At 69.9% G+C, this 24,969-nt stretch carries 25 protein-coding genes and 2 tRNA genes; 10 read left to right on the plus strand and 17 right to left on the minus strand.

The annotated features are described in order from the left end of the window. The first annotated feature begins 314 nt into the window (after window positions 1–314). On the plus strand, window positions 315–1,715 hold the full coding sequence (locus HWX31_RS05390; protein WP_174965892.1) for a sigma-54 dependent transcriptional regulator: 1,401 nt from the start codon (window positions 315–317) through the stop codon (window positions 1,713–1,715). Between the two features lie 41 nt (window positions 1,716–1,756). Beyond that, window positions 1,757–2,728 carry a thymidylate synthase gene (locus HWX31_RS05395; RefSeq protein ID WP_174965891.1) on the plus strand — a complete coding sequence of 324 codons (972 nt, stop codon included), beginning with the start codon at window positions 1,757–1,759 and terminating at the stop codon, window positions 2,726–2,728. Between the two features lie 84 nt (window positions 2,729–2,812). Here HWX31_RS05395 and HWX31_RS05400 read toward each other — a convergent pair whose 3' ends face one another. Together HWX31_RS05400 and HWX31_RS05405 are read right to left on the minus strand one after the other, a co-directional pair. Then, window positions 2,813–5,515, minus strand: coding sequence for a DUF6600 domain-containing protein (locus tag HWX31_RS05400; protein ID WP_175933876.1), 2,703 nt, complete (start codon window positions 5,513–5,515; stop codon window positions 2,813–2,815). 141 nt (window positions 5,516–5,656) lie between these two features. Beyond that, window positions 5,657–6,364, minus strand: a complete 708-nt coding sequence (locus HWX31_RS05405; protein WP_042583445.1) for an ArsR/SmtB family transcription factor — start codon at window positions 6,362–6,364, stop codon at window positions 5,657–5,659. Window positions 6,365–6,539: 175 nt separating this feature from the next. Between HWX31_RS05405 and HWX31_RS05410 the strand changes: the two genes are divergently transcribed. Together HWX31_RS05410 and HWX31_RS05415 are read left to right on the plus strand one after the other, a co-directional pair. Further along, window positions 6,540–6,680, plus strand: coding sequence for a hypothetical protein (locus HWX31_RS05410; protein WP_174964828.1), 141 nt, complete (start codon window positions 6,540–6,542; stop codon window positions 6,678–6,680). A 132-nt stretch (window positions 6,681–6,812) separates the two neighbouring features. After that, window positions 6,813–7,325 carry an acyl-CoA thioesterase gene (locus HWX31_RS05415; protein WP_174964827.1) on the plus strand — a complete coding sequence of 171 codons (513 nt, stop codon included), beginning with the start codon at window positions 6,813–6,815 and terminating at the stop codon, window positions 7,323–7,325. Window positions 7,326–7,392: 67 nt separating this feature from the next. On the opposite strand, the gene fumC is transcribed toward HWX31_RS05415, so the two are convergent. The 3 genes from fumC to HWX31_RS05430 form a co-directional block, all read right to left on the minus strand. After that, window positions 7,393–8,787: a class II fumarate hydratase gene (gene fumC, locus HWX31_RS05420; protein ID WP_059730187.1), complete on the minus strand. Its 1,395-nt coding sequence runs from the start codon at window positions 8,785–8,787 to the stop codon at window positions 7,393–7,395. A 183-nt stretch (window positions 8,788–8,970) separates the two neighbouring features. Further along, entirely contained in the window at window positions 8,971–10,359 is a 1,389-nt protein-coding gene (gene norM, locus HWX31_RS05425; RefSeq protein WP_059730185.1) for a multidrug efflux MATE transporter NorM, read from the minus strand. Window positions 10,360–10,510: 151 nt separating this feature from the next. Next, window positions 10,511–10,729 (minus strand): RNA-binding S4 domain-containing protein, encoded by a 219-nt coding sequence (locus HWX31_RS05430; protein ID WP_059564720.1) that lies wholly within the window; start codon window positions 10,727–10,729, stop codon window positions 10,511–10,513. Between the two features lie 273 nt (window positions 10,730–11,002). On the opposite strand from HWX31_RS05430, the gene HWX31_RS05435 reads away from it, so the two are divergent. Beyond that, window positions 11,003–11,377, plus strand: a complete 375-nt coding sequence (locus HWX31_RS05435) for a hypothetical protein (protein WP_174964826.1) — start codon at window positions 11,003–11,005, stop codon at window positions 11,375–11,377. Window positions 11,378–11,496: 119 nt separating this feature from the next. On the opposite strand, the gene HWX31_RS05440 is transcribed toward HWX31_RS05435, so the two are convergent. From HWX31_RS05440 to fdxA, 8 genes are all read right to left on the minus strand, one after another. Continuing rightward, a complete protein-coding gene (locus tag HWX31_RS05440; RefSeq protein WP_059614762.1) occupies window positions 11,497–12,273 on the minus strand; it encodes a DUF4088 family protein in 777 nt (258 codons plus the stop codon). Window positions 12,274–12,445: 172 nt separating this feature from the next. Further along, window positions 12,446–12,787, minus strand: a complete 342-nt coding sequence (locus HWX31_RS05445) for an AzlD domain-containing protein (RefSeq protein WP_059614760.1) — start codon at window positions 12,785–12,787, stop codon at window positions 12,446–12,448. After that, entirely contained in the window at window positions 12,784–13,536 is a 753-nt protein-coding gene (locus tag HWX31_RS05450; protein ID WP_415493104.1) for an AzlC family ABC transporter permease, read from the minus strand. Before HWX31_RS05450 ends, HWX31_RS05445 begins: the two co-directional genes overlap by 4 nt. 104 nt (window positions 13,537–13,640) lie before the next feature. Continuing rightward, window positions 13,641–14,543: an AraC family transcriptional regulator gene (locus HWX31_RS05455; RefSeq protein ID WP_174964824.1), complete on the minus strand. Its 903-nt coding sequence runs from the start codon at window positions 14,541–14,543 to the stop codon at window positions 13,641–13,643. Between the two features lie 54 nt (window positions 14,544–14,597). After that, a complete protein-coding gene (locus tag HWX31_RS05460) occupies window positions 14,598–15,083 on the minus strand; it encodes a CreA family protein (protein ID WP_042583453.1) in 486 nt (161 codons plus the stop codon). 111 nt (window positions 15,084–15,194) lie between these two features. After that, window positions 15,195–15,270: transfer RNA gene (locus HWX31_RS05465), tRNA-Asn, on the minus strand. A gap of 71 nt (window positions 15,271–15,341) precedes the next feature. Next, window positions 15,342–15,417 (minus strand) — tRNA-Asn (locus tag HWX31_RS05470). A gap of 100 nt (window positions 15,418–15,517) precedes the next feature. Further along, window positions 15,518–15,841, minus strand: a complete 324-nt coding sequence (fdxA, locus tag HWX31_RS05475) for a ferredoxin FdxA (protein WP_042583454.1) — start codon at window positions 15,839–15,841, stop codon at window positions 15,518–15,520. Window positions 15,842–16,099: 258 nt separating this feature from the next. Here fdxA and pncB point away from each other — a divergent pair, with 258 nt between their 5' ends. The 5 genes from pncB to HWX31_RS05500 all read left to right on the plus strand — a co-directional run bounded on the left by pncB (window position 16,100) and on the right by HWX31_RS05500 (window position 22,044). Continuing rightward, window positions 16,100–17,299 (plus strand): nicotinate phosphoribosyltransferase, encoded by a 1,200-nt coding sequence (pncB, locus tag HWX31_RS05480; protein WP_174964823.1) that lies wholly within the window; start codon window positions 16,100–16,102, stop codon window positions 17,297–17,299. Between the two features lie 86 nt (window positions 17,300–17,385). Next, the gene (locus HWX31_RS05485) at window positions 17,386–18,048 is read left to right on the plus strand and encodes a LutC/YkgG family protein (RefSeq protein ID WP_042583456.1); all 663 of its coding nucleotides are present in this window, start codon (window positions 17,386–17,388) and stop codon (window positions 18,046–18,048) included. Window positions 18,049–18,092: 44 nt separating this feature from the next. Further along, window positions 18,093–19,523: a sodium:proton antiporter gene (locus tag HWX31_RS05490; RefSeq protein WP_059619279.1), complete on the plus strand. Its 1,431-nt coding sequence runs from the start codon at window positions 18,093–18,095 to the stop codon at window positions 19,521–19,523. 65 nt (window positions 19,524–19,588) lie between these two features. Next, window positions 19,589–20,578, plus strand: a complete 990-nt coding sequence (locus HWX31_RS05495) for a 2-hydroxyacid dehydrogenase (RefSeq protein ID WP_059614869.1) — start codon at window positions 19,589–19,591, stop codon at window positions 20,576–20,578. Then, window positions 20,575–22,044, plus strand: a complete 1,470-nt coding sequence (locus tag HWX31_RS05500; protein WP_174964822.1) for a DNA recombination protein RmuC — start codon at window positions 20,575–20,577, stop codon at window positions 22,042–22,044. The genes HWX31_RS05495 and HWX31_RS05500 overlap by 4 nt, the downstream gene beginning before the upstream one ends. A gap of 90 nt (window positions 22,045–22,134) precedes the next feature. On the opposite strand, the gene HWX31_RS05505 is transcribed toward HWX31_RS05500, so the two are convergent. The 4 genes from HWX31_RS05505 to mobA form a co-directional block, all read right to left on the minus strand. Next, a complete protein-coding gene (locus HWX31_RS05505; protein WP_059619275.1) occupies window positions 22,135–22,620 on the minus strand; it encodes a GNAT family N-acetyltransferase in 486 nt (161 codons plus the stop codon). Then, complete coding sequence (locus HWX31_RS05510) at window positions 22,617–22,892, minus strand: hypothetical protein (protein ID WP_042583460.1); 276 nt, start codon at window positions 22,890–22,892, stop codon at window positions 22,617–22,619. The genes HWX31_RS05505 and HWX31_RS05510 overlap by 4 nt, the downstream gene beginning before the upstream one ends. Window positions 22,893–22,930: 38 nt before the next feature. Further along, window positions 22,931–24,229 carry a molybdopterin molybdotransferase MoeA gene (moeA, locus tag HWX31_RS05515; RefSeq protein ID WP_174964821.1) on the minus strand — a complete coding sequence of 433 codons (1,299 nt, stop codon included), beginning with the start codon at window positions 24,227–24,229 and terminating at the stop codon, window positions 22,931–22,933. Between the two features lie 116 nt (window positions 24,230–24,345). After that, window positions 24,346–24,963, minus strand: coding sequence for a molybdenum cofactor guanylyltransferase MobA (mobA, locus tag HWX31_RS05520; RefSeq protein ID WP_174964820.1), 618 nt, complete (start codon window positions 24,961–24,963; stop codon window positions 24,346–24,348). Between the last annotated feature and the right edge of the window lie 6 nt (window positions 24,964–24,969).

Consider the following 24,969-nt stretch of genomic DNA (forward strand, 5'->3'; position numbering starts at 1 on the left):
GGGGCCTGCGGTTATACGCAGAGGAATGGCGAGCTTCCGGTTCGTTCGGGTTGCCTTTCGAACACGCGCGTGGCGTTGAAATCGGCTTGTCTCGATCGATGCCTATAACTAAGCTGTCTTGACCAAAGAACAACCACACGCGAAGAGACCCGCGGCCGCTGTCCGCGATTTCGTGAGCGCCATCATGCGAGGTGTGGCACTGCCTCGCATTGCATGGTGAATCGAGCCAGCCTGGGCATGGACCCGATTCGATTTTTGCATGCGACTTGGCATGCGTCGGTAATCGTCAGACGGTTGATGAACGGGGTGGGCATATGGAAGCCGAAGCACGGCACGTGATCTATTTCTCCCGGGAACCGAGCGATGCGTTGCGCGGGCACCTCGACGCGCGCGGCTGGTGCGTCGATCTCGCCGAAACCGTGCGCGACGTGCGGCGTGTCGTGCAGCACGGCGTCGCGACGGCCGGGCTGCTCGAATTCTCGTCGGGTTTCAAGCCGGCCGACCTGCGCGAGCTGGAGCCCTGCCTGACGATTCCGCATATCGGCTGGATCGCGGCGACATTGCGCGATCAGTTGCAGGACGCCGCGCTGCGGCACCTGATTCGCGACTACTGCTTCGATTACGTGACGATGCCGTTCGAGACGTCGCGCATCGTCGAGACGATCGGCCATGCGCACGGGATGGTCGCGCTGACCGATCCGGTCACGCCGCAGCCGGGCGCCGGGCGCGGCGAAGGCGAGATGGTCGGCACCTGCGAGGCGATGCTCGCGCTCTTCAAGATGATTCGCCGGGTCGCGACGACCGATGCGCCGGTGTTCATCTCCGGCGAGTCGGGCACCGGCAAGGAGCTGACGGCCGTCGCGATCCACGAGCGCTCGCCGCGCGCGCAGGCGCCGTTCATTGCGATCAATTGCGGCGCGATTCCGTCGACGCTGCTGCAGGCCGAGCTGTTCGGCTACGAGCGCGGCGCGTTCACCGGCGCGAACCAGCGCAAGACCGGCCGCGTCGAAGCCGCGCACGGCGGCACGCTGTTCCTCGACGAGATCGGCGACCTGCCGCTCGAAAGCCAGGCGAGCCTGCTGCGCTTTCTGCAGGAGGGCAAGATCGAGCGGCTCGGCGCGCACGTGTCGATTCCGGTCGACGTGCGGGTGATCTGCGCGACCCATGTCGATCTCGTGGCGGCGATGCGCGAAGGGCGCTTTCGCGAGGACCTGTTCCACCGGCTGTGCGTGCTGAAGATCGAGGAGCCGCCGCTGCGCGCGCGCGGCAAGGACATCGAGGTGCTCGCGCGGCACATGCTGGAACGCTTCAAGGGCGATTCGCACCGCCGCCTGCGCGGCTTTTCGCCCGACGCGATCGCAGCGCTGTACGGCTATCCGTGGCCGGGCAACGTGCGTGAGCTGATCAATCGCGTGCGCCGCGCGATCGTGATGTCGGAAGGCCGGACGATCACCGCGGCGGATCTCGAGCTGGGCGAATATGCGGTGCTGGCGCCGGTGTCGCTCGTCGAGGCGCGCGAGGCGGCGGAGCGGCAGGCGATCGAGCATGCGCTGCTGAGGCATCGCGGCCGGTTCGCCGACGCGGCGCGCGAGCTCGGCGTATCGCGCGTCACGCTGTACCGGCTGATGTGCGCGCACGGGATGCGCGAGCGCGGCGATGCCGGGCTCGCCGGGTTCTCGGCGCCGCTGCCTGAGCTTCCGCGGCACGCTTGCTAGAATTGGCGGGTACGGCCGCCCTCGCGGCCGAAGGAACCCGCATGAAACAGTATCTCGATCTCGTTCGCACCATTCTCGACACCGGCACCTGGCAGGAGAACCGCACGGGCATCCGCACCATCAGCATGCCCGGCGCGATGCTGCGCTTCGACCTCCAGCAAGGCTTTCCGGCCGTGACGACGAAGAAGCTCGCGTTCAAATCCGCGATCGGCGAGCTGGTCGGCTTCCTGCGCGCGTCGCGCAGCGCCGCGGATTTCCGCGCGCTCGGCTGCAAGGTGTGGGACGCCAATGCGAACGAGAACGCGCAATGGCTCGCGAATCCGTACCGGCAGGGCGTGGACGATCTCGGCGACGTGTACGGCGTGCAATGGCGCAGGTGGCCCGGCTACAAGGTGCTCGACGCGGGCGCAGACGCGCAGATCGCCGACGCGACCGGCCACGGCTTTCGGATCGTCGCGCGTTTCGACGAGGACGGTGCGCCGAAGGTGCTGTTGTACAAGGCGATCGACCAGCTGCGCCAGTGTCTCGACACGATCATGCAGGACCCGGGCAGTCGCCGCATCCTGTTCCACGGGTGGAATCCGGCGGTGCTCGACGAGATCGCGCTGCCGGCTTGCCACCTGCTGTATCAGTTCCTGCCGAACGTCGCTAAGCGCGAGATCTCGCTGTGCCTGTACATCCGCAGCAACGACGTCGGACTCGGCACGCCGTTCAACCTGACGGAAGGGGCCGCGCTGCTGTCGCTCGTCGGCCGGCTGACCGGCTATACGCCGCGCTGGTTCACGTATTTCGTCGGGGACGCGCACATCTACGAGAACCAGCTCGACATGCTGCAGCAGCAGCTCGCGCGCGAGCCGTACGAGAGCCCGCGGCTCGCGATCGCCGATCGCGTGCCGGAGTATGCGCAGACGGGCGTGTACGCGCCCGAATGGCTGGAGAAGGTCGAGCCGTCCGACTTCTCGCTCGTCGGCTACCGGCATCATGAGCCGCTGACCGCGCCGATGGCCGTCTGATCGCCGCGCGCGACGCTCGTCCCGCTTCGTACGAAGGCCCGACCGGCTTGCGCCGGTCGGGTTTTTTTTCACCTGCGCAGGCGCTTACTGGTGATGGCGGTCGTCATGACCGTTGTTGTGCGGCGCTTGCGGCGGAGGGCTGCTCTGGACGTGCGGTGCGGGCATTGACGGCCGTGGCTCCATGCGCGGCGGCTGTGCCTGCGGCCGCGGCTCCATCCGGGGTGCCTGCATCTGCGGGCGCGGTTCCATATGCGGCGCCTGCATCTGCGGCCGGGCTTCCACATGGGGCGTGGGCAGTTGCGGCCGCGGCAAGGCCTGCATCTGCATCGCCGGCGGTTGCTGCCGCGGCGCCTCGCGAGCGGGCGCCGGCGGGCGATATTCGTTCGCACGCGGCGGCGCGACGTCCTGGCGCGGCGCGGGCGGCGCGTAGTCGCCACGCGGACGCGGCGCCGCGGGCGCGTTGTCGGGCCGCGGCTGCCCGTGCTGGACCGGCGCGGAGAAATCGGGGCGCGGTTGCGGCGTCGGGGCGGCGAGGTCTGCGCGCGGGTTCGGCAATGCGCGTGGCGTCGGCGCGGTTTCGGCCGGCCGCGCCGCCGGCGCCGGTGCGGCGTCCGGGCGCGGCGGCTGCATCGCGCTTCGCACCGGCGGCAGCGCGTTCTGTCCCGCCGGATGGGTCGCGGTCGGCGCGCCGGACGAGCCGGGCGCCGCGCGTTGCCGGTCGATCGGCGGGTGCGGCTGCATCCACGCGGGCGACGGTGCAGGCGCGGCCTGCGCGGCGCGCGCGCCGCCACGCAGGTCGGGCGCGTTGCCGAGCGATGGCGGATGCGGGACGCCGGGTCCCGGCGCCGCGGCGGCATGCTGGCCCGCGGGCGCGTTCGGCGCGGCGCCGTTCATCAAGTGGGGTGCATTCGCGGGCTCGCCGTTCGCCGGGTGGCCGCCGTGCATGGCGCCCATCAGCGCAGCCGCGCCCAGGCCGGCGGCGGCAGCGCCGACCCCGGCCGCGGCGAGGCCGGACGGGCCGGACGGCCCCGATGGGCCCGATGGGCCCGCATGCGCGGCGCCGGGCTGGCCTTCGGCCTGCGCATGCGTCGGCTGCACGACCGGGCCGTGCGGATTGACGAGCTGCACGTTGCGCATCGCCCAGCCGCTCTCGTGCGGATTGCCGGGCACCTTGACCGGGCGCGGCGTGTAGTCGGGCGGCACGCTGGTTTTCACCACCGGCGCGCCCGCGCCGGGCACGCGTGCGCCTTGCTGGACCAGATGCTCGGCCGCCCGGTCGCGGAACGCGGGCGGCACGGCCGGGTTGCGCGTCGCGACGACCGGATGCTGCGCGATGGCGGCCGGCGGCCGATAGGCGGCGTTGCGCAGCCCGCCGGTGAAGCTCTGGCGCACCGGCGCGATGCCCGGCGTACCCGGCGTCACGTGCGCGTTGCGCCACTGCTGCGGGTCGACGTGCTGCGCGAAGTGCGCGACCGGCTGGCCGTGTACGAACGCGGTCGCGGGCACGGCCGTGATCGCATGCGGCGCGCGGTAATTGATGTACGTGTTGTTGATGTTGGTGATGTTCGTCACGTTCACGGTCTTGTTCACGTTGACGTTGACGTTGTTCACCACGATGTTCCGGTTTACGCGGTCGTAGTAATGCGGGCTCCAGCCGCCCCAGCCCGGATGCCAGCGTTCGCCCGGGCCGAGCGGGAACCACGCGCAGCCCGCCGCGGCGACGCCGCCGACCGTGAGCCCGATGCTCCAGTCGAAGCCGCCGCCCCCGCCGCCGACGAATGCGACGAGCGCCGGCGCATAGACGGGCGGCTCGCTGACGACGACCGGACCGGGCACCCACGCCCAGCTGTCGTCGACATAGGCCCAGCGGCCGTAGTGATACGGCGCGAAGCCCCACGGCGCGTCGTCGACCCAGGTCCAGCCCCACGGCGCCTGCCAGATCCAGTGGCCGTCGTGGTACGGCGCCCAGCCCTCCGGCACGTCGTTCGGCACCCAGGTTGCGCCGTAGGTCGGGTCCTCGCGCCACGTGCCGTTCGCGTCGAGGTCCTGATAGCCGGGAATGTCACGCGACACGTAGCGGGCCGACACCGAGCGCTCCTCGTTGCCGTCGCGGCCGGCGGCCCACTGGTCGAACGGGTCGAGGCCGGGCGCCTGCGCCTGCTGCGCGACCTGCAGGCCGGTGCCGGTGAACACGACCTGCTGCCCGGCCGACAGCGGGTACTGGCCGTTGTCGCCGTAGACGGTCGCGCTGCCGCGCCGCACGGTGACCGTCGTGCTCGCGCCGTTCGGCGCGACGTCGACGCGGTAGTCGCCGGGGCCGGCGACGCCGAGCGCGAGGTTCGGCGTGTCGATTTCATATGAGGTGCCGGGCGGCAGCGAACGCACGTGCGTCGACACGGAGCCGAGGCCGACCTTCAGCTGCGTCGTCGTGTCGTCGAGGTTCATCACCGACAGGCTCGTCGATTCACCGAGCCGCACGGCGGTCGAGCCGATGTGCAGCTCCGAGCGCGCCCCCGCGTCGTTCCACAACTGGTCGCCGGTGGTCAGCGGCCGGTTCACGGCGGCGTACGACCAGGTATCGGTGCCGGCCGGCTCGGTCGTCACGGCGCCGGACAGGTAATTGAGCCGTGCGACGCGCCCGGGCGGATCGCCTTGCTGCTGTTGCCGGGCGGCCGCGTACGGCGGCGCGCCCGTCGACTGGGCGAACGCGGTGGGCAGCGCGGCCAGCGCGGCGAAGGCAAGCAGGGTGACGCGTGTGGTGCGTTTGAGCGTGAACAGGGTGGCCATGATGAGCGTCTTTCGTCGTTATCCCGGCGCGTCGATTCGTGCCGTTGAATTCACAATATCCGCTCAGGCTGTTTCAGTGCTCTGTGTTTTGTAAGACCTCATCCCCGTCGTGTAACAAAACTTGTCTGCCGCACGCACGCGTCATGGGGCCGTAAGCCACGCGTCGAGCGCCTGCTGTCCGGGCACGGTCACGCGCAGCACGCGCGGCCGCTCGGTGCGCTCGACCCAGCCCTGCGCGCAGAAGCTGTCGAGCAGCGCCGCGCCGAGCGCGCCGCCGAGGTGCGAGCGGCGCTCGCTCCAGTCCAGGCAGCCGCACGCGAAGCGGCGCCGGCGCGTGCGCTGCTGCGCGACGTCGATGCCCCAGCGTGCGAGCGCCTGCGTGCCGAGCTCGGTCGCGTCGACCGCGTCGCCTTGCGTGTCCAGCCAGCCGCGCGCGGTGAGCGCGTCGAAGATGCGCACGGCGAGCTCGCCCGCCATGTGGTCGTAGCAGGTGCGCGCGTAGCGCAGCTCGGCGGGCACGGCGCGCGACGGCGGCGGAACCGGCCGGTGCGGCGCGGCCGCGCGGGCGACGTTCGCGAGCGCCTCGAGCGACGCGGCGATGTCGGCGGATGCGATCCGGTAATAGCGGTGCCGGCCGCGGACGTCGAGCGCGAGCAGCCCGCCTTCGGTCAGGCGCGCGAGGTGCGCGCTGGCAGCGGACGGCGACAGCCCGGCGACCAGCGTGAGCTCGCCGGCGGGGCGGGCGCTGCCGTCCATCAGCACCCACAGCATCGCGGCTCGCCCGGGGTCGGCGATCAGCGCGCCGATGCGGCTCAGGCCCGGAAAATGGTGATCGTCGGAATCGGTCATCTTGGCGCCTCGGAGAAGGGGGGATGCCTCGCAGTGTAGGCGCTGACGGCATTCGATGTTTCGCGTCAGGCTGAAATGTCGAATGCGACGGGCCGGCGGCGGAGGGCCGGCGGCCCGGCGCGTACAATGGCCGGGCGCGGCGGCAGTGGGCCGCCGCAGGTGACACGATGCGACGATGAAGACGATTTTCTGCTTGCTGGCGGCCGCGCTGGTCTGCGCGGCTTGCGCGCAGGGCGGCGTGAGCGCCGCGGACGAGCGCGGCAGCCATATCGAGATGTACGGCGTGATCGACCAGGGCGTGACGGTGCGCCGCTGACCGGGGACGCGCCGTCCGTCCGGGCTGGCCCGCTCCCGCGTGCCGGGCCGGCCGGCGCGCCGCGGCGCATTGTCGCAGTGCACCGTATAATGGGGCCGTTTGCAGTGCCCCACGCCGCCTGGAGTCAACAAGATGTCCGCCTCGTCCCCCGCCACCGCGACCCTCGATCGCAACGAAACCGTTTTCCGCTTCCTCGCCGAGCCGTCGTCCGTGAACTTCGGCGGCAAGGTGCATGGCGGCGCGCTGATGAAATGGATCGACGAGGTCGCCTACGCATGCGCGGCGGTCTGGTCGAGCCGCTATTGCGTGACGGTCAGCGTCGGCAACATCCGCTTCCAGCGTCCGATCCTGGTCGGCAACCTGGTCGAGCTGAAGGCGCGCGTCGTCGCGACCGGGCGCACCAGCATGCACATCCACGTGTCGGTGCACGCCGGCGATCCGAAGGGCGGCGTGCTGCGCCAGACGACCGACTGCCTCGTCGTGTTCGTCGCCGTCGACGAGAACGGCAACCCGCTGCCGGTGCCGCCGTTCGTGCCCGAGACCGACGAGCAGAAGCGCCTCGCGAAGTACGCGATGGACGTGCGCGCCGCGCTCGACAAGATCGTCGAGATGAAGCCCGAAGAGGTCGCGAAGGGCACGGTCTGACGCAAGCGCCGCCGTGCCGGACCCGTTGCGCGCCGCCGCGCGATGCCGGCGGCGCGCGACCCGCGCGTCAGCGCGTCCCGATCATCTGCTCGGGACGCACCCATTCATCGAACTCCGCGTCGGTCAGATAGCCGAGCGCGAGCGCGGCGGCCTTCAGCGTCGTGCCTTCCTTGTGCGCCTTCTTCGCGATCTGCGCGGCCTTGTCGTAGCCGATGTGCGGATTGAGCGCCGTCACGAGCATCAGCGATTCGTTGAGCAGCAGGTCGATGCGTGCGCGGTTCGGTTCGATGCCGACCGCGCAATGGTCGTTGAAGCTCTGCGCGCCGTCGGCGAGCAGCCGCACCGATTGCAGCACGTTGTGCGCGATCATCGGCCGGAACACGTTCAGCTCGAAATTGCCGCTCGCGCCGCCGACGTTCACCGCGACGTCGTTGCCGAACACCTGGCAGCACAGCATCGTCACGGCTTCGGACTGCGTCGGGTTCACCTTGCCCGGCATGATCGAGCTGCCCGGCTCGTTCTCGGGAATCGACAGCTCGCCGAGCCCGCAGCGCGGCCCGCTCGCGAGCCAGCGGACGTCGTTGGCGATCTTCATCAGGCTCGCCGCGACGGTCTTCAGCGCGCCGTGCGCGAACACCAGCGCGTCGGCGGCCGCCATCACCTCGAACTTGCTCGGCGCGCTCACGAACGGCAGCTTCGCCAGGCGGCCGATTTCGTCGGCGACGCGCACCGCGAATTCCGGATGCGCGTTCAGCCCGGTGCCGACCGCGGTGCCGCCGAGCGCGAGCTCGTACAGGTGCGGCAGCGCCGATTCGACGTGCCGGACGCCCTGGTCGAGCTGCGCGACGTAGCCGGAGAACTCCTGGCCGAGCGTGAGCGGCGTCGCGTCCTGCAGGTGCGTGCGGCCGATCTTCACGATGTCGGCGAACGCCTTCGACTTCGCGTCGAGCGTCGCGCGCAGCGTGCGCAGCGCGGGCAGCAGGTGGTTGACGATCGCATACGCGGCGGCGACGTGCATCGCGGTCGGAAACACGTCGTTCGACGACTGGCCGCGGTTCACGTCGTCGTTCGGATGGACCTTGCGCGCCTCGCCGCGCTCGCCACCCATCAGCTCGCTTGCGCGGTTCGCGATCACCTCGTTGAGGTTCATGTTGGTCTGCGTGCCGGAGCCGGTCTGCCAGACCGCGAGCGGGAATTCGCGCGGATGCTGGCCCGCGATGATCTCGTCGGCCGCCGCGATGATCGCGTGCGCCTTGTCGTCGGCCAGCACGCCGAGCGACTGGTTCACGGCCGCCGCCGCGCGCTTCACGATCGCGAGCGCGTGGATCAGCTCCGGCGACTGCTTCTCGGTCGAGATCCGGAAATTCTGCAGCGAGCGCTCGGTCTGCGCGCCCCAGAGCCGGGCGGCCGGCACGGCGATCTCGCCGAACGTGTCGCGTTCCATCCGAACTGCTTCGTTCATGATGCACTCCTCTTCGAAAGGGGAAAGGCCGCGCGGTGCGCGGCGTCGGGCGTATCGTGGGCAGGCCGCGCCGCGCGTGCGCGGCGTCTCTTCGGCGGGCCTGGCGCAGGCCCGTGATCTGCGTGATCCGGGTGAACAGCCGCTAGCATAGCGCCGGCGGCGGTTTTACGCCGTCGGGAGCGCTCACGCGCGCAGCGCGGCGAGCGACGCGCTCTTGCGGTGGAAGCGCCACGCCATCAGCGCGGCGACGCTCGCGAGCCCGGCCGCGAGCCCCCACCACAGGCCGCGCGCGCCGAGACCCGCGTGGAATGCGAGCCAGTAGCCGGTCGGAAAGCCGATGCCCCAGTAGCCGAGGGTGGCGGCGAGCATCGGCACGCGCGTGTCCTTCAGGCCGCGCAGCGCGCCGGAGCCGACCGTCTGCATGCCGTCGACGATCTGGAACACCGCGGCGATGCCGAGCAGCGACGCGGCGAGCGATACCGTGGCGGCATTGGCGGGGTCGTCGAGGCGCAGGTAGAGGCTGACGATCGTGTGCGGCGCGACGATCATCACGACGCCCGACAGCGACATGAACGCGACCCCGAGCCCGAGTGCGACGAAGCCCGCGTGCCGCGCGGCCACGGCGTTGCCCGCGCCGGCCCAGTAGCCGACCCGGACGTTGGCCGCCTGGCCGATCGCGAGCGGCACCATGAACGATACCGACGCGACGTTCAGCGCGATCTGGTGCGCGGCGAGCGACGTCGCGCCGAGCACGCCGACCGTGAGGCCGGTGGCGAGGAACAGCGTCGATTCGACCCCGTACGTGATCGCGACCGGCCAGCCGATGCCGACCAGCTCGCCCATCATCGGCAGCTTCGGACGCGACACGGTCACGAAGTGCTTGAACCGCTGGCGGCCGTGCAGCAGCCACACGAGCGCGAGCGCGCTGAGCCAGATCGTGATCGTCGTCGCGACCGCGGAGCCGAGAAAGCCGAGCCGCGGCAGCCCGAACGCGCCGTGGATCAGCCCGTAGTTCAGCACCGCGTTGATGCCGACGCCGCCGATCGACACCCACAGCAGCCGCCGCGCGGCGCCGATCGCGGGCAGGAACGAGCGCATCAGGCCGACGCCGATCAGGCTGCCGAGCGCGGCGAAGCGCAGGATGCCCGTGTATTCGCCGACGTTGCGCGCGAGCGCCGGCGGCTCGTGGAACATCAGCAGGATCGGCTCGGAAAGCGACAGCGCGACGATCGCGGGAATCGCGAGCAGCACGGACAGCGCGAAGCCCGTCCAGTAGATGTGCGGCACGCGATGATCGGCTTTCGCGCCGCGCGCGTGCGCGACGCTGACGCTGACCGACGACAGGACGCCCTGCAGCACCGTGACGATGACGAAGAAGAAGTTCGCGCCGAGGCCGCCCGCCGCGAGCGAGTCGGGGCCGAGCGAGCCGAGCAGCACGGTGTCGGTGACGCTCATCGCCATCTGCGACAGTTGCGCAATGGCGAGCGGGGCGGCGAGGCGCGCGGTATCGGCGGCGTGACTGGACAGGGAGGGCGGCGCGGCGGCCGTCCGCGAGAGACCGGAATGCGACATGGAATGAACGCCTGCGCGGGTGCCGGCCCGCGCTGTGTTTATTTTGAGAGAGGCGCCTAGCTTACGGGTTTATTCGCACCGTGTCGAACGGGGGGCGATGGCCCTGTCGTGCGCAGGGTCGGGTGCGGCGTCGCGCGGCCGGATGTTTGCGCTACGCGCCGTGCACCGCGATCCGCGTGTCGCCGAGCAGCACGACCTGGCCTGCGCGGATCTTGCAGGTCTTGCGCAGTTCGACTGCGCCGTCGACCTTCACCGCGCCGGACGCGACGATCACTTTCGCGGAGCCGCCGCTGTCGGCGAGGCCGGTGATCTTCAGGAGGTTGTGCAACTCGACGAATTCGCCGGTCAGCGTGAAATCCAGATTGGGCATGACGAGGAAAGCGCGCGGGGCGCGGGATGAATCGCCCCGCATCATACGGCACCGGAGGCCTGCGCGCGAGGGCGGCGATGCGGCGTCGGCCCCGGATGTTAAAGAGTGTGAGCGATTCGTCAGCAAATGAAACGGTGGGTAACAGTCTGCGAGATCGGCGAACCCGTCCCGCGAACGCCGGGTCTCTAGGCGTACCTGTTGCATGTTGCGGCGGGGGACGCGATGGACCGCACCGATGCAGTCCACGCCAACAACTTCTTGAGGAGGATTGCCATGTCCAAGATTCGTACGATGCTGATCGGTGCCGCGCTGACGGCGTTCGCGACCTCGGCTGCGTTTGCGCAGACGGCGGGGGCACAGGGCTCGGCAGGCGCCGGCGTGCAGGTGCAGACGCCGGCCACCGGTGCGGGCATGCAGGGCGGCGCAGACGCGTCGGGCGGCGCGACCGGCGCAATGAGCTCGGCGACCGATGAGGCGAAGGACACCGCGTCGTCGGCCGTCCACTCGACGAAGAAGCACGTCAAGCACGCCGCGAAGTCGGCGAAGGGTCACGCCAACGCCGCGAAGGCGAAGGCCGGCGAAGCCGCCGACGGCGGCGCATCGGCCGGCGTGAAGGGCGGTGCGTCGGCCGAAGGCGCCACGCAGTAACGTCGTTCGTTTGCCGCGCGACGGTCGCCCCGGAAGGCGCGTCGTGGCGGCGGCATCAACCCGGCGGCCCGGCTCGCTTCGCGCGGACCGGGCCGTTGTTCATGGCCGCGAGCGCGCGGTCACGGCCGGCGCTGTTCGGGCGTCTGGCCCTGTTGCGTGCGCACCGCGGGCGGCGAGAACACCGCGCGCAGCCATGCGGCGAGCCGCGCGAACACGTCGTACGGTTCCTCGACGAAGATTTCCGGCTTCAGGAGCCGCAGGTATTCCATGATCTGCTGCGCTTCCGCCTTCTGGAACGAGCCGTGCGCGAGCGCCAGGCGCAGCAGCCCGCGCAGTTCGCCGAGCTTGTCGCGCGCCGTGCTGCCGACGCTCATCTCGCACGCGAGCTTGGCTTCGTAGATTCGCTGCCGCAGCGATTCCGCGAGCCGCCACGCGGGCGTCTGCATCTGCTCCTCGAGCGCCTGGATGTCCAGCACCGCGCTCTTGATCTGCGCGGCGAGCGGATCGATCAGGGCCGCATCGCCCTGCGCTTCGGCGACGATCGCCTTCGCCCAGTCTCGGCACGCCTTCGCCAGCTCGTCGGGCGTCCATTCCGAACGCGACGCGAAGCCGAAGCCGAATTCGCCGGCCTGCCGCATCAGGATCGCGACGACGTCCGGGAATTCCTTGTCGAGCGTGCGCTTGGCCCACGCATACTGGCCGCCCTCCAGCATTCGCTGCACGGCGTGCTCGGTGAGCGGCACCATGTTGTCGAGCAGTTTTGCGCGCAGGAAATCCTCGAACGACGGTGTCGCGAACTGCGGGTCGAGTTTCAGCGACACGCGCACGAATGCGTCGTAGTCCTTGCGCAAGGACGCGAGCGTGTCGTCCTTGAGGGAAAGGGTGATCTGGCCCATGAATCGTCTCGGTGGCGGCCCGCGCCGGCCGGATGCCGGGATCGCACGCCGGCGCCGGCGCGTCGTCGACGGTCCCGGTACGCGCCGAGACCGACGGCGGGTCTTCAACCGTTTATCGGCCGGGCGGCGCGAAACTTGAGCGGGACGTGCGCTCGCGCATTCCGGCGCCGCTTCAGCCGGGCAGCCAGCCGTGCGGCAGCACCACGCCCTGCCAGAAGAAGAACACCGCGAGCCCGGCCGCGATCGTCACGAGCGGCCGGCGCGTCGCGGCCGACACGAGCACCGCGGCGAGCGCGCCGACGAGCTGCGGGTTGCGCCACGTCAGCTCGGCCGTGCCGCCGTGCGGCGACACGGTCATCGGCACGATGATCGCGGTCAGTACGGTGACCGGCACGAAGCCGAGCGCCGTGCGCGCGAGCGGCGGGAACGTCAGCCGCTCGCCGAACAGGAACAGCGTCGCGCGGATCGCATAGGTGATGGCGGCCATGCCGAGGATCAGCAGCGCGTAGCTCACGATGCGGCCTCCGGGTGCGAGCCCGCGCGTGCGCGGTCCTGCAGCAGCGTCAGCGCGACGCCGACGGCGACCCCCGCCGCGACCGCGCCCAGCAGGCCGAGCTTGTACGGCCAGCCCTGCCAGTAATACGCGAGCACGCCGGCCGTCGCGGCAGCGGAGAAATAGCGCAGCGTGCCCAGTTGCGGCACGACGATCGCGATGAAGGTCGCCGCCATCGCGAAGTCGAGGCCGAGCGACTGGAGCCCCGGGAATGCCGAGCCGAACCCCAGGCCGGCGAGCGTCCAGATCTGCCAGTTCACGTACATCGCGAGTCCCGAGCCGAAGAAGTAGTGCGGGCCGATCGCGCCCGGCGGGAAATGCCGGTAGTGCGCGTACGCGACCGCGAACACCTCGTCGGTCATCAGCGCGCCGAGCGTCGCGCGCCAGCGCAGCGGCAGGTGGGCGACGTACGGCGCGAGTGTCGCGCTGTACAGCAGGTGGCGCAGGTTGACGATCAGCGTCGTCGCGAGCACGACGACGAAGCTTGCGCCGCCCGCGACGAGCCCGAGCGCGATGAACTGCGCGGAGCCGGCGAACACGGTCAGCGACATCAGCGCGCCGTGCCAGCCGGCGAGCGGGCCGCCGGCAACGAGCGTGCCGAAGATCACGCCGAACGGCGCTGCGCCGACCATCATCGGGATCGTGTCGCGGGCGCCGTCGAGCCATTCGTTCAGCGGACGGCGTGCGGATGACGCGGGTGATTGATTCACGAGTTGCTCCTCCATATGCGGGAGGATAGCGGGCCGGCGAACGGGCGGCTTGTACGTTCTTGCGCTGCCGGGCAGGGGGCGGCCCGCAGCGCTGCGCGGGGGCGTCAGCGCGTCTGCCAGCGCCCCGGCGGCACGCCGAACATCCGCCTGAAGTGGCGGGTGAAATGGCTCTGGTCGACGAACCCGCTGGCCGCGGCAACCTCGGCGACGGCCACGCCCGCGCGCAGCGGCGCGAGCGCGCGCTGCAACCGCAACTGGTTGCGCCACGCGTGCGGCGGCATGCCGGTCGTGCGCGTGAACAGGCGCGCCGCATGGAACGGCGACAATCCCGCCGCCTGCGCGATCTCGTCGAGCGTGACCGCGCCCGTCAGGTCGGCGGCAAGCCGCTCGCGCATCGTCTCGACGCGCGGTTCGTCCGCGGCGAGCGACGCCGGCCGCAGATGCGCGTCCGCGTGGCGCACGATCAGCGCCGAGAACGCGTCGAGCATCGCCGTCTCGGCGGCAAGCGGGTCGTAGATCCGCGGTGCGTCGGGCATCGCGGTGGCGTCGGCCGGCGGCCCGTGCTCGTGGGGTGCCGGCGCGCGTACGCTGCCGGCTTCCATCATCCGGTGCGCCCGCGCGACCCGGGCCGCGAGATCCGGATCGCGGATCACGTCGTGCGGAAACCACGGCGCATCCTGCGGGCGTCCGGCGATCGTGCTCGCGAGCGACCGGATGAACTCGACCGGCACGTAGCAGACCCGGTAGCGCCAGCCGTCGTCGGCAGCGCGCGAGCCGGTGTGCACTTCGCCGGGATTGATCACGGGGACGGTGCCCGTTTCGGCGATATGGCCGGTGCCGCGACAGACATAGCGCTCGGCGCCCGCTTCGATCACGGGGACCGTGTATGCATCGTGCCAGTGCGGCGCGAACGTGTGGTCGCGATAAGTGGCCGTGACGAGATCCGCGTCCGGCAGGAGCGGGGTGCGCCAGTAGCGGGCGGAATCTCGGAGGCGGGCGGCGGACATGGCGGGCACTGGAACGGGCGAACCGACAGTGTAGTCCCGCGCGCCGGTTGCGACTTACTTGACGGGGATCGGCGTGGCGGCCGGCACCGGCACCGCGGTCACGCTGTTCTTCGGGCTGCCGCTGACGACCCGGTCGCTGTAGGTCAGGTAGACGAGCGTGTTGCGCTTCTTGTCGACCACGCGCACGACGTGCAGCGTCTTGAAGATGAACGACATGCGCTCGCTGAACACGTCGGTCTGCTGCTTGAGCGGGCCGGTGAAGCTGATCGGGCCGACCTGCCGGCACGCGATCGACGCCTCGCTCGGATCCTCGGCGAGGCCGAGCGAGCCCTTGATCCCGCCGGTGCGCGCGCGCGACACGTAGCAGGTCACGCCGGCGACGAGCGGATCGTCGTAGGCCTCGACGACCACGCGGTCGGAACCCGTCAGGCGGAAATTGGTGTTGACGCTGCCGACTTCCTCCGCGTGCGCGAGCGGCGCGGCGGCAAGCGTGGCGAGGAGGAGGGCGGACGGCGCGACGGCGGCAAGACGGCTCTTCATCGGCGAAATCTGAAGCGATTGCGGGACAGAGACTCTAGCACGCGCGGATCGCGTTATCGTGCCGACGCCGGAAAAACAAAAGGCCCGTCGCTTGACGGGCCTTTCGCTGTTTGGCTCCCCGACCTGGGCTCGAACCAGGGACCTACGGATTAACAGTCCGGCGCTCTACCGACTGAGCTATCGGGGAATAAATCGGTATCTTCTGCGTTTGGCGGCCATCAAAAAACCCGTCCAATTTCAACGGGCTCTTTGCATTTTTGGCTCCCCGACCTGGGCTCGAACCAGGGACCTACGGATTAACAGTCCGGCGCTCTACCGACTGAGCTATCGGGGAACAAACAGCAGAGAAACGAGATTGTATGGAGTGTTAGCTAGGCTGTCAACACCTTTTATGCCCGCCGCGCAATTTTTTTCCCGCGCGGGCATGCGCGCGATCAGCGCTCGAGCAGATGCAGCTTTTCCTGCACGTCCTTCCACTCGTCCGCGTCGGCCGGCGCCGGCTTCGTCTTCGTGATCGACGGCCAGTTCTTCGCCAGCTCGGCGTTCAGCGCGGTGAACTGCTGCTGATCGCCCGGAACGTCTTCTTCGGCATAGATCGCGTTGGTCGGGCACTCGGCGACGCACACGGCGCAGTCGATGCACTCGTCCGGATCGATGGCGAGAAAGTTGGGACCTTCACGGAAGCAATCCACCGGGCATACATCCACGCAATCCGTGTATTTGCACTTGATGCAGCCTTCGGTCACAACGTGAGTCATTAAAACGCTCCTGCTTGGCGGTCGGTATATATGGGGTGGCGTGTGCGCCAAAAGCGGCATTGTAACTGATGCGCAAAACCCGCATGACGTGGTCGGCTTTCCGGCTTATACCGTTTCGTGATTAGTTTATGAGGGCCCGCCCAGGGGCTGCGTGCCGCGGTTTCCCGATGGTCCGGCCCGCATTCGGGTAACATGGCCGGCAGACCGGGCGGCGCGCGGTGCGCCGGGGCCGGTTCCGAAATTGGCGGTGCCGTCACCATGATCATCACTTCGCTGCTCGACACGGATCTCTACAAGTTCACGATGATGCAGGTCGTCCTGCATCACTTCCCGGCCGCAAGCGTCGAATACCGCTTCAAGTGCCGCACGCCCGGCGTCGATCTCGTGCCGTACATCGACGAGATCCGCGACGAGGTGCGCGGCCTGTGCGCGCTGCGCTTCGCCGACGTCGAGCTCGACTACCTGCGCCGGATGCGCTTCATCAAGAGCGACTTCGTCGATTTCCTCGCGCTCTTTCACCTGAACGAGAAATACATCTCGATCTCGCCGTCGCCGAAGGGCAACGGCGAGATCGACATCGAGATCAAGGGGCCGTGGCTGCACACGATCCTGTTCGAGATCCCGGTGCTCGCGATCGTCAACGAGGTGTACTTCCGCAACACGCAGCGCGAGCCCGACTACCGCGAGGGGCGCGGGCGGCTGGGCGAGAAGATCAAGCTGCTCGGCGCAAGGCCGGAATTCGCCGACTGCAAGATCGCCGACTACGGCACGCGCCGGCGCTTCTCGAAGGTATGGCACGAGGAGGTCGCGCGCACGCTGCGCGACGGCCTCGGGCCGCAGTTCGCCGGCACGAGCAACGTGCTGTACGCGATGAAGCACGACATCACGCCGCTCGGCACGATGGCGCACGAATACCTGCAGGCGTGCCAGGCGCTCGGGCCGCGGCTGCGCGATTCGCAGATCTACGGCTTCGAGATGTGGGCGAAGGAATACCGCGGCGACCTCGGCATCGCGCTGTCGGACGTCTACGGGATGGACGCGTTCCTGCGCGACTTCGACATGTACTTCTGCAAGCTGTTCGACGGCGCGCGCCACGATTCGGGCGACCCGTTCGAATGGGGCGAGCGGATGATCGCGCACTACGAAGCGAACCGCTGCGACCCGCGCACCAAGGTGCTGGTGTTCTCCGACGCGCTCGACATCCCGAAGGTCATGCAGCTGTACGAACGGTTCCGCGGCCGCTGCAAGCTCGCGTTCGGCGTCGGCACCAACCTGACCAACGACCTCGGCTACGTGCCGCTGCAGATCGTGATCAAGATGGTCCGCTGCAACGGCCAGCCGGTCGCGAAGCTGTCCGATTCGCCGGGCAAGAGCATGTGCGACGACAAGGCATATCTCGCGTACCTGCGCCAGGTGTTCGGCATCGCGCAGCCGGTCGAAGACGACGCGTCGCAGTAGGTCGGCCGTTCGGCCGAAGGTGCGTGGCGAGAGGGGCGGCCGGTATAATCCGACGGTATCGCCCGCCAACGTCACGAGGACCGTTCATGGACACTTCCGCTGCCCGTCGCCAGATCCTCGCGCGCATCCGCGCCGCGCAGGGGCGCGCGGCCGAGCCGGACGCGACGGAGCGCGAAGGTGTCGACGACTACCTCGCCCGTCATCCGCAAGGCCCGCGTCCGCCGGCACCGGCCGACCTGGTCGCCGCGTTCGTCGACGAAGCGACGAAGCTCGCGACGACCGTCGACGAAGTCGCGACGCTGGCCGACGCACCCGCCGCCGCGGCCCGCTATCTGTTGGCGCACGGCCTGCCGATGCAGGCTGTTGCGTGGCGCACGCTGGCCGATCTCGACTGGGCGGGCGCGGGGCTGGCCGTCGAATGCCGCAAGCCGGCCGACGGTGATCTCGTCGGCCTGACAGGCTGCTTCTGCGCGACGGCGGAAACCGGCTCGCTGGTTCTGCTGTCCGGTCCCGATACCTATGCGTCGGCCGGCCTGCTGCCCGAGACGCACATCGCGATCGTGCCCGCGTCGCGGATCGTTGCCGGCCACGAGGACGCGTTCGCGCTGATCCGCGCGGAGCGCGGCGAATTGCCGCGTGCGGTCAATTTCGTGTCCGGCCCGTCGCGCACGGGCGACATCGAGCAAACCATCGTGCTGGGCGCGCACGGCCCGTATCGCGTCCACGTGATCGTCGTACGGGGCGCGTGACGCACCCGCTGCATTCCACCACCGTTCAACAAAGGAAGTTCCGCATGAAACGACATGCCGCCTGGGCGGGCATGGCGTCGGGGGCTGCGCTTGGCGCCGCTCCCTCGCTCGCATCGGCCGCGTCGCTCGACGGCGCCACGCTGTCCGCACTGTGGGGTGTCCCGTTCGCCGGGATCCTGCTGTCCATCGCGCTGTTCCCGCTCGTGGCTCCGGTGTTCTGGCATCACCACTTCGGCAAGATCGCGGCCGCGTGGGCCGTCGCGTTCCTGGTGCCGTTCGCCGTCGTGTTCGGCGCGGGCACCGCGCTCGGCACGCTCGTGCACGCGCTGCTCGAGGAGTACGTCCCGTTCATCGTGCTGCTCACCGCGCTCTATACCGTCGCGGGCGGGATCTGCGTGAACGGCAACCTGCACGGCACGCCGAAGCTCAACACCGCGATCCTCGCGCTCGGCACGCTGCTTGCCAGCGTGATGGGCACGACCGGCGCCGCGATGCTGCTGATCCGGCCGCTCTTGCGCGCAAACGACAATCGCAAGCATGTCGTGCACGTCGTGATCTTCTTCATCTTCCTCGTCGCGAACGCGGGCGGCTCGCTGTCGCCGCTCGGCGATCCGCCGCTGTTCCTGGGCTTCCTGAACGGCGTGAGCTTCTTCTGGACGACGACGCATCTCGCGCTGCCGATGCTGTTCATCTGCGTCGTGCTGCTGGCGATCTTCTTCGCGCTCGACACGTATTACTACCGGAAGGGCGGCGAGGAGCGGCCGGTCGCGCTCGACCCGACGCCCGACGACGGCGGGCTGTCGATCGACGGCAAGATCAACTTCGTGCTGCTCGCGGCGGTGGTCGGCCTCGTGCTGCTGAGCGGGATCTGGAAGCCCGGCGTCACGTTCGACGTGTGGGGCACGCACGTCGCGCTGCAGAACCTGGTCCGCGACGTCGCGCTCGTCGCCGTGACGTTCGCGTCGCTCGCATTGACGCCGCGCTCCGCGCGCGAGGGCAACGCATTCAACTGGGCGCCGATCGAGGAGGTCGCGAAGCTGTTCGCGGGCATCTTCGTGACGATCGCGCCGGTGATCGTGATCCTGCGCGCGGGCGCGGACGGCGCGTTCGCGCAGATCGTCCATCTCGTCACGGGGCCGGACGGCAAGCCGGTCGACGCGATGTACTTCTGGGCGACGGGCCTCCTGTCGTCGTTCCTCGACAATGCGCCGACCTACCTCGTGTTCTTCAACCTCGCGGGCGGCGACGCGCCGTCGCTGATGACCACCGGCGCGACGACGCTCGCGGCGATTTCCGCGGGCGCGGTATTCATGGGCGCGAACAGCTACATCGGCAACGCGCCGAACTTCATGGTGAAGGCGATCGCCGAGTCGCGCGGCGTGAAGATGCCGAGCTTCTTCGCGTATCTCGGCTGGGCGGTCGTGATCCTGGTGCCGGTGTTCCTGCTGACGACGTGGCTGTTCTTCACGGCGTAAGCTGACGGTTTTCAACAAGGAGCGGGCGGCTCGAGAATGAACCGCCCGTGCATGCGGAGATGGCGATGCAGAAGATCCTGGTCGCGCGTCCGATCTTCCCGGACGTGATCGAACGGCTCGAGCAGTATTTCGAAGTCGACTGGAACAATGGCGATGCGCTCGCGCCCGACGCGCTCGCCGCGCGCCTGGCCGACAAGGACGGCGCGCTGACGGCGGGCGACCCGATCGGCGCGGCCACGTTCGCGGCGGCGCCGCGCCTGCGTGTCGTGTCGAACATGGCGGTCGGCTACAACAATTTCGACATGGCCGCGTTCGACGCGGCGAACGTGCTCGGCACCAACACGCCGGACGTACTGAACGAATCCACCGCCGATTTCGGCTGGGCGCTGATGATGGCAGCCGCGCGGCGCATCGCCGAATCCGAGCACTGGCTGCGCGCCGGGCGCTGGCAGAAGTGGGAATACGACGGCTTTCTCGGCCACGACATCTATGGCTCGACGCTCGGCATCATCGGCATGGGCCGTATCGGGCAGGCGCTCGCGCGCCGCGCGCAAGGCTTCGGCATGCAGGTGATCTATCACAACCGGTCACGGGTCGCGCCCGAGATCGAAGCGGATCTGAACGCCGAGTACGTGTCGAAGGAAGCGCTGCTGTCGCGTGCCGACCACGTCGTGCTCGTGCTGCCGTATACGAAGGACAACCACCATACGATCGGCGCGGCCGAACTCGCGCTGATGAAGCCCACCGCGACGCTGACCAACATCGCGCGCGGCGGGATCGTCGACGACGCGGCGCTGGCGGCCGCGTTGCGCGACCGGAAGATCGCCGCGGCCGGCCTCGACGTATACGAGGGAGAACCGAGCGTGCATCCGGCGCTGCTCGAGGTGCCGAACGTCGTGCTGACGCCGCACATCGCGAGCGCGACCGAGAAGACCCGCCGCGCGATGGCGAACCTTGCCGCCGACAACCTGATCGCCGCACTGGGCGAAGGGCCGCGCGCGGGGCGTCCGCCGAATCCGATCAACCCGGACGTGATCGGGAAGACGCGCGCATGACGATCACGTTGTTGCTCGCGGCCGTCTTCGTGCTGGCCGTCGCACTGGCGGTGGCGATCGTCGCAATCGTGCGGGGCGGCGGCCGCCACGACGACGCGGCGGTGCTCGGCGACCAGATCGAGGACGCCGCGCACGCGCAGGCGCGCGCGGTCGAGCGGCTCGAGCGCGAACTGCGCGGCGAGATCGTCGAGGGCGCGCGCGGCTCGCGCACGGAACTGGCCGGCAGCTTTGCGCGGCTGCAGCAGACGCTCGCCGCGCAGCTGACGAGCGTCGCCACCGTGCAGAACAACCAGATCGACGGCTTCGCACAGCAGCTCGCGAAGCTCGTCGCCGGCAACGCGCAGCAGTTCGACGCGATGCGCGACAGCCTGCAGCGCCAGGCGCAGCAGGCGCGCGAGGAGCAGACCGCGGCGCTGCGGATGTTCGGCGACACGCTGAACCGCCAGCTCACGCAGCTGACCGAAGCGAACGACCGCCGGATCGGCGAAGTGCGCGCGACGCTCGAACAGCGCCTGAAGGAAATCGAGACGAACAACGCGGCGAAGCTCGAGGAGATGCGGCGCACCGTCGACGAGAAGCTGCACGCGACGCTCGAGCAGCGGCTCGGCGAGTCGTTCAAGCTGGTCTCCGACCGGCTCGAGCAGGTGCATCGCGGGCTCGGCGAGATGCAGACGCTCGCGGCCGGCGTCGGCGACCTGAAGAAGGTGCTGACCAACGTGAAGACGCGCGGCACCTGGGGCGAAGTGCAGCTCGAAGCGCTGCTCGAGCAGATGCTGACGTCCGACCAGTACGCGAAGAACGTCGCGACCGTGCCGAAGAGCAGCGAGCGGGTCGAGTTCGCGATCAGGTTGCCGGGGCGCGACGCCGGCGCGAATGACGCGCTGCCGGTCTGGCTGCCGATCGACGCGAAATTCCCGCGCGAGGACTACGAGCGGCTGATCGACGCGCAGGAGCGGGCCGACGCGGCCGCGGTCGACGAGGCCGCGCGCGCGCTCGAGGCGCGCGTGCGGGCGGAAGCGCGCACGATTGCCGAGAAGTACGTCGCGCCGCCGCACACGACCGATTTCGCGCTGCTGTTCCTGCCGACCGAAGGGCTGTACGCGGAGATCCTGCGCCGCCCGGGGCTGACCGACCTGCTGCAGCGCGATTACCGCGTGACGGTGGCGGGCCCGACGACGCTCACCGCGCTGCTGAACAGCCTGCAGATGGGCTTCCGGACGCTCGCGATCGAGAAGCGTTCGAGCGAGGTGTGGCAGGTGCTCGGCGCGGTGAAGACGGAATTCGGCAAGTTCGGCGACGTGCTCGCGCGCACGAAGTCGCAGCTGGAGACGGTCACCCGTTCGATCGAGGCGGCCGAGCAGCGCACGCGCGTGATGAACCGCAAGCTCAAGCAGGTGGAGGCGCTGCCGGGCGATACGGCGGCCGGCCTGCTGGGCGCGGACGGCGTCGATCCCGACGACGCGTGACCGGCGTCGGCCGCGCGATCCGTCAGTGAAACGAAAATGGGCGCGATGAGCGCCCATTTCTTTTGACGGCTGCTGCTGCGGCGGCCGGTTTCAGCGCCCGGCGAGCGTATCCAGCGCGTCGCCCGTCACGCGCACGATGCGCCAGTCCGGCAGCACGGTCGCGCCCATCTTCTCGTAGAAATCGATCGCGCGCTGGTTCCAGTCGAGCACCGACCACTCGAAGCGTGCGCAGCGGCGCTCGACGGCGAGCGCGGCAAGCTGCCGGAGCATCGCGGTGCCGAGGCCCGTGCCGCGCTGCGACGGCTGCACGTAGAGATCCTCGAGATACAGGCCGCGGCGGCCCACGAACGTCGAATAGTTGTGGAAGAACAGCGCATACGCGACGAGTGCGCCGTCGCGTTCGGCGACGAGCGCTTCGGCCGCCGGGTGCGCGCCGAACAGCGCGTCGGCGAGATCATGCTCGGTTGCGACGAACAGGTGCGTGAGCTGCTCGAATTCCGCCAGCTCGCGCATCAGCGCGAGGATCGCGCCGACGTCCCGCGTCTCGGCCGCGCGGATCAGCGGGCTGCCGCTCACGCTTCCTCCGGCGGGTCGGACAGCACGATCTCGATGCCGCCGAAGCGCGACGCAACCCAGTTATATGCGTGGCAGGCGATCCACAACAGCACGAAGCCGACCACCGCGTTCAGCAGCAGCGCGCTCAGGATCGTGCTCAGTTCGACCATCCCGAAGCGGACGTACGCGACGAGAATGCCGAGCAGCACGATCGGCACGCTGAACGTCAGGTAGACGAGGATCAGCGCCTTGGCGGTCTGTCCCGCGGCGATCGACGAAATTTGTTTCTTCATGTGCGGATTGCCCCCGTAGTGATACCGATAAATGGAATTCAGATCAGGCCGTCGAACGGCAGGATGTCGACCGGCGCGCCGGCGTCGATCGCGCCCGCGTCGTGGCCGAGAACGATGAAGCAGTTGGCGGCCGCGAGTCCGCTCAGCGACGCCGAGCTTTGCGAGCCGGCCGGCGCGACTTGCCACGTGCCGTCGGCGGCGCGCGTGGCGACGCCGCGCAGGTATTCGGCGCGGCCCGGCCGCTTCTTCAGCGGCTGCGTGCTGAGCGCGGTGTACAGCGCGGGCGGCGGCGTCTGCGCGCCGGCCATCGCCAGCAGTGCAGGGCGGACGATCGCGTAGAACGTCACCGCGGATGCCACCGGGTTGCCGGGCAGGCCGAAGAACAGCGCGCCGCGTTCGCCGGCGGACGGCGGCGCGAGCGTCCCGCACGCGAGCGGCCTGCCGGGGCGCAGCGCGAGACTCGCGAACGTGACGTCGCCGAGCCGCGCCATCACGTCGCGCGTGAAATCCGCCTCGCCGACCGATACGCCGCCCGACGTGATCACCGCATCCGCGTGCGCGGCGACCGCGTCGCGCAGCGCCGCTTCGAGCGCGGCCGGATCGTCGCGGACGATGCCGAGATCGAGCGGTTCGGCGTTCAATCGAGCGAGCATCGCGACGAGCATCCCGCGATTGCTGTCGTACAGCGTGCCGCGGTCGAGCGGCATGCCCGGCGCGCGCAATTCATCGCCGGTCGAGAACACGGCGACGCGCAGGCGGCGGCGCACGGTCACGTCGGCGTGGCCGAACGATGCGAGCAGGCCGAGGTCGGCCGGGCGCAGGATGCGGCCTGCGGCGAGCGCGCAGGCGCCGCGCGCGAGATCCTCGCCGGCCTTGCGGCAGTTCGCGCCGCGCGACACGTCGCGCGCGGCGAACCGGATCGCGCCGTCCAGGGCGGTCACGCGCTCCTGCGGGATCACGGTGTCGCATCCGGCCGGCAGCGGTGCGCCCGTCATGATGCGGATGCAGGCGCGCGCTGGCACGGCGCCGTCGAACGGGTGGCCGGCGAACGCCGCGCCCGCGATCGCGAGCGTCACGTCGCCGTCCGGCGATGCGTGCGCGCATTCGCCGCCGTCGAACGCGTAGCCGTCCATCGCCGAATTGTCGTATGCGGGGATGTCGAACGGCGCCGTCACGTCGGCCGCGAGCACGCGGTCGAGCGCGTCGCGCAGCGACACCGTGTCGCACGCGTCGACCGGCGCCGCGCAGCGGCACGCGAGCGCCTGCGCGTCGGCGAGCGACAGCGGCACGTCGTGGTCGGCTGCGGATCGGGAGGCGGACGAGGATTGCGTGGTCATGAGTCGGACTGCGCCGCGAGGCTTATCGGGTTGGTGGCCGGGGTGCGTGGCCGGCTGGGCGACGGCGGCGCGTATGCGCGGGGCGCAGGCGGCGGGCGGGAACCGGGGCGGCGCGGTCAGCGACGGGCGAGCGCGGCGAGTTCCTGCCAAGAGTTGGCATTGTAAAACGCACGCTCGTCATGAAACTCGACTTCGACCGCCTTGTGGCGCGCGTACCACGCACGCACCTTGCGGTCGCCGGCGTCGAGCCGCGCCGCGAGATCGTCGGCCAGCGCCGTGCGCAGCAGCGCGAACGTCGGCTGCGGAGCGCGCTGGCGCTGCGCGTCGACCGTGACCGCCATCGCGATGTCGGCGTGCTGCGCGACGAGCGCCGCATGGAGCCGCGCGACCAGATCCTCGGGCAGGAACGGCGAATCGCACGGTGCGCACGCAACGAGCGGTGCGCGCGCCGCGCGCATGCCGGCGAGCAGGCCCGCGAGCGGACCCGGGAAGTCGTGCGTCGCATCGGGCACCACGCGCGCGCCGAACGGCGCGCCCAGTTCCGCATAGCGCTCCGGATGGCGGTTCGCGCTGATCAGCGTTTCGTCGACCTGCGGCGCGAGCCGGCGCAGCACGTGCAGCGCGAGCGGCGTGCCGTCCAGCAGTTGCAGGCCCTTGTCGACGCCGTCCATGCGCGTCGCGCGGCCGCCCGCGAGCAGCAGGCCGGCGATCGACGGGAGCGGGGCAGCGGCCATCGCGCG

It is taken from the genome of Burkholderia ubonensis (assembly GCF_902833085.1).
GTDB classification, from domain to species: Bacteria; Pseudomonadota; Gammaproteobacteria; order Burkholderiales; family Burkholderiaceae; genus Burkholderia; species Burkholderia ubonensis.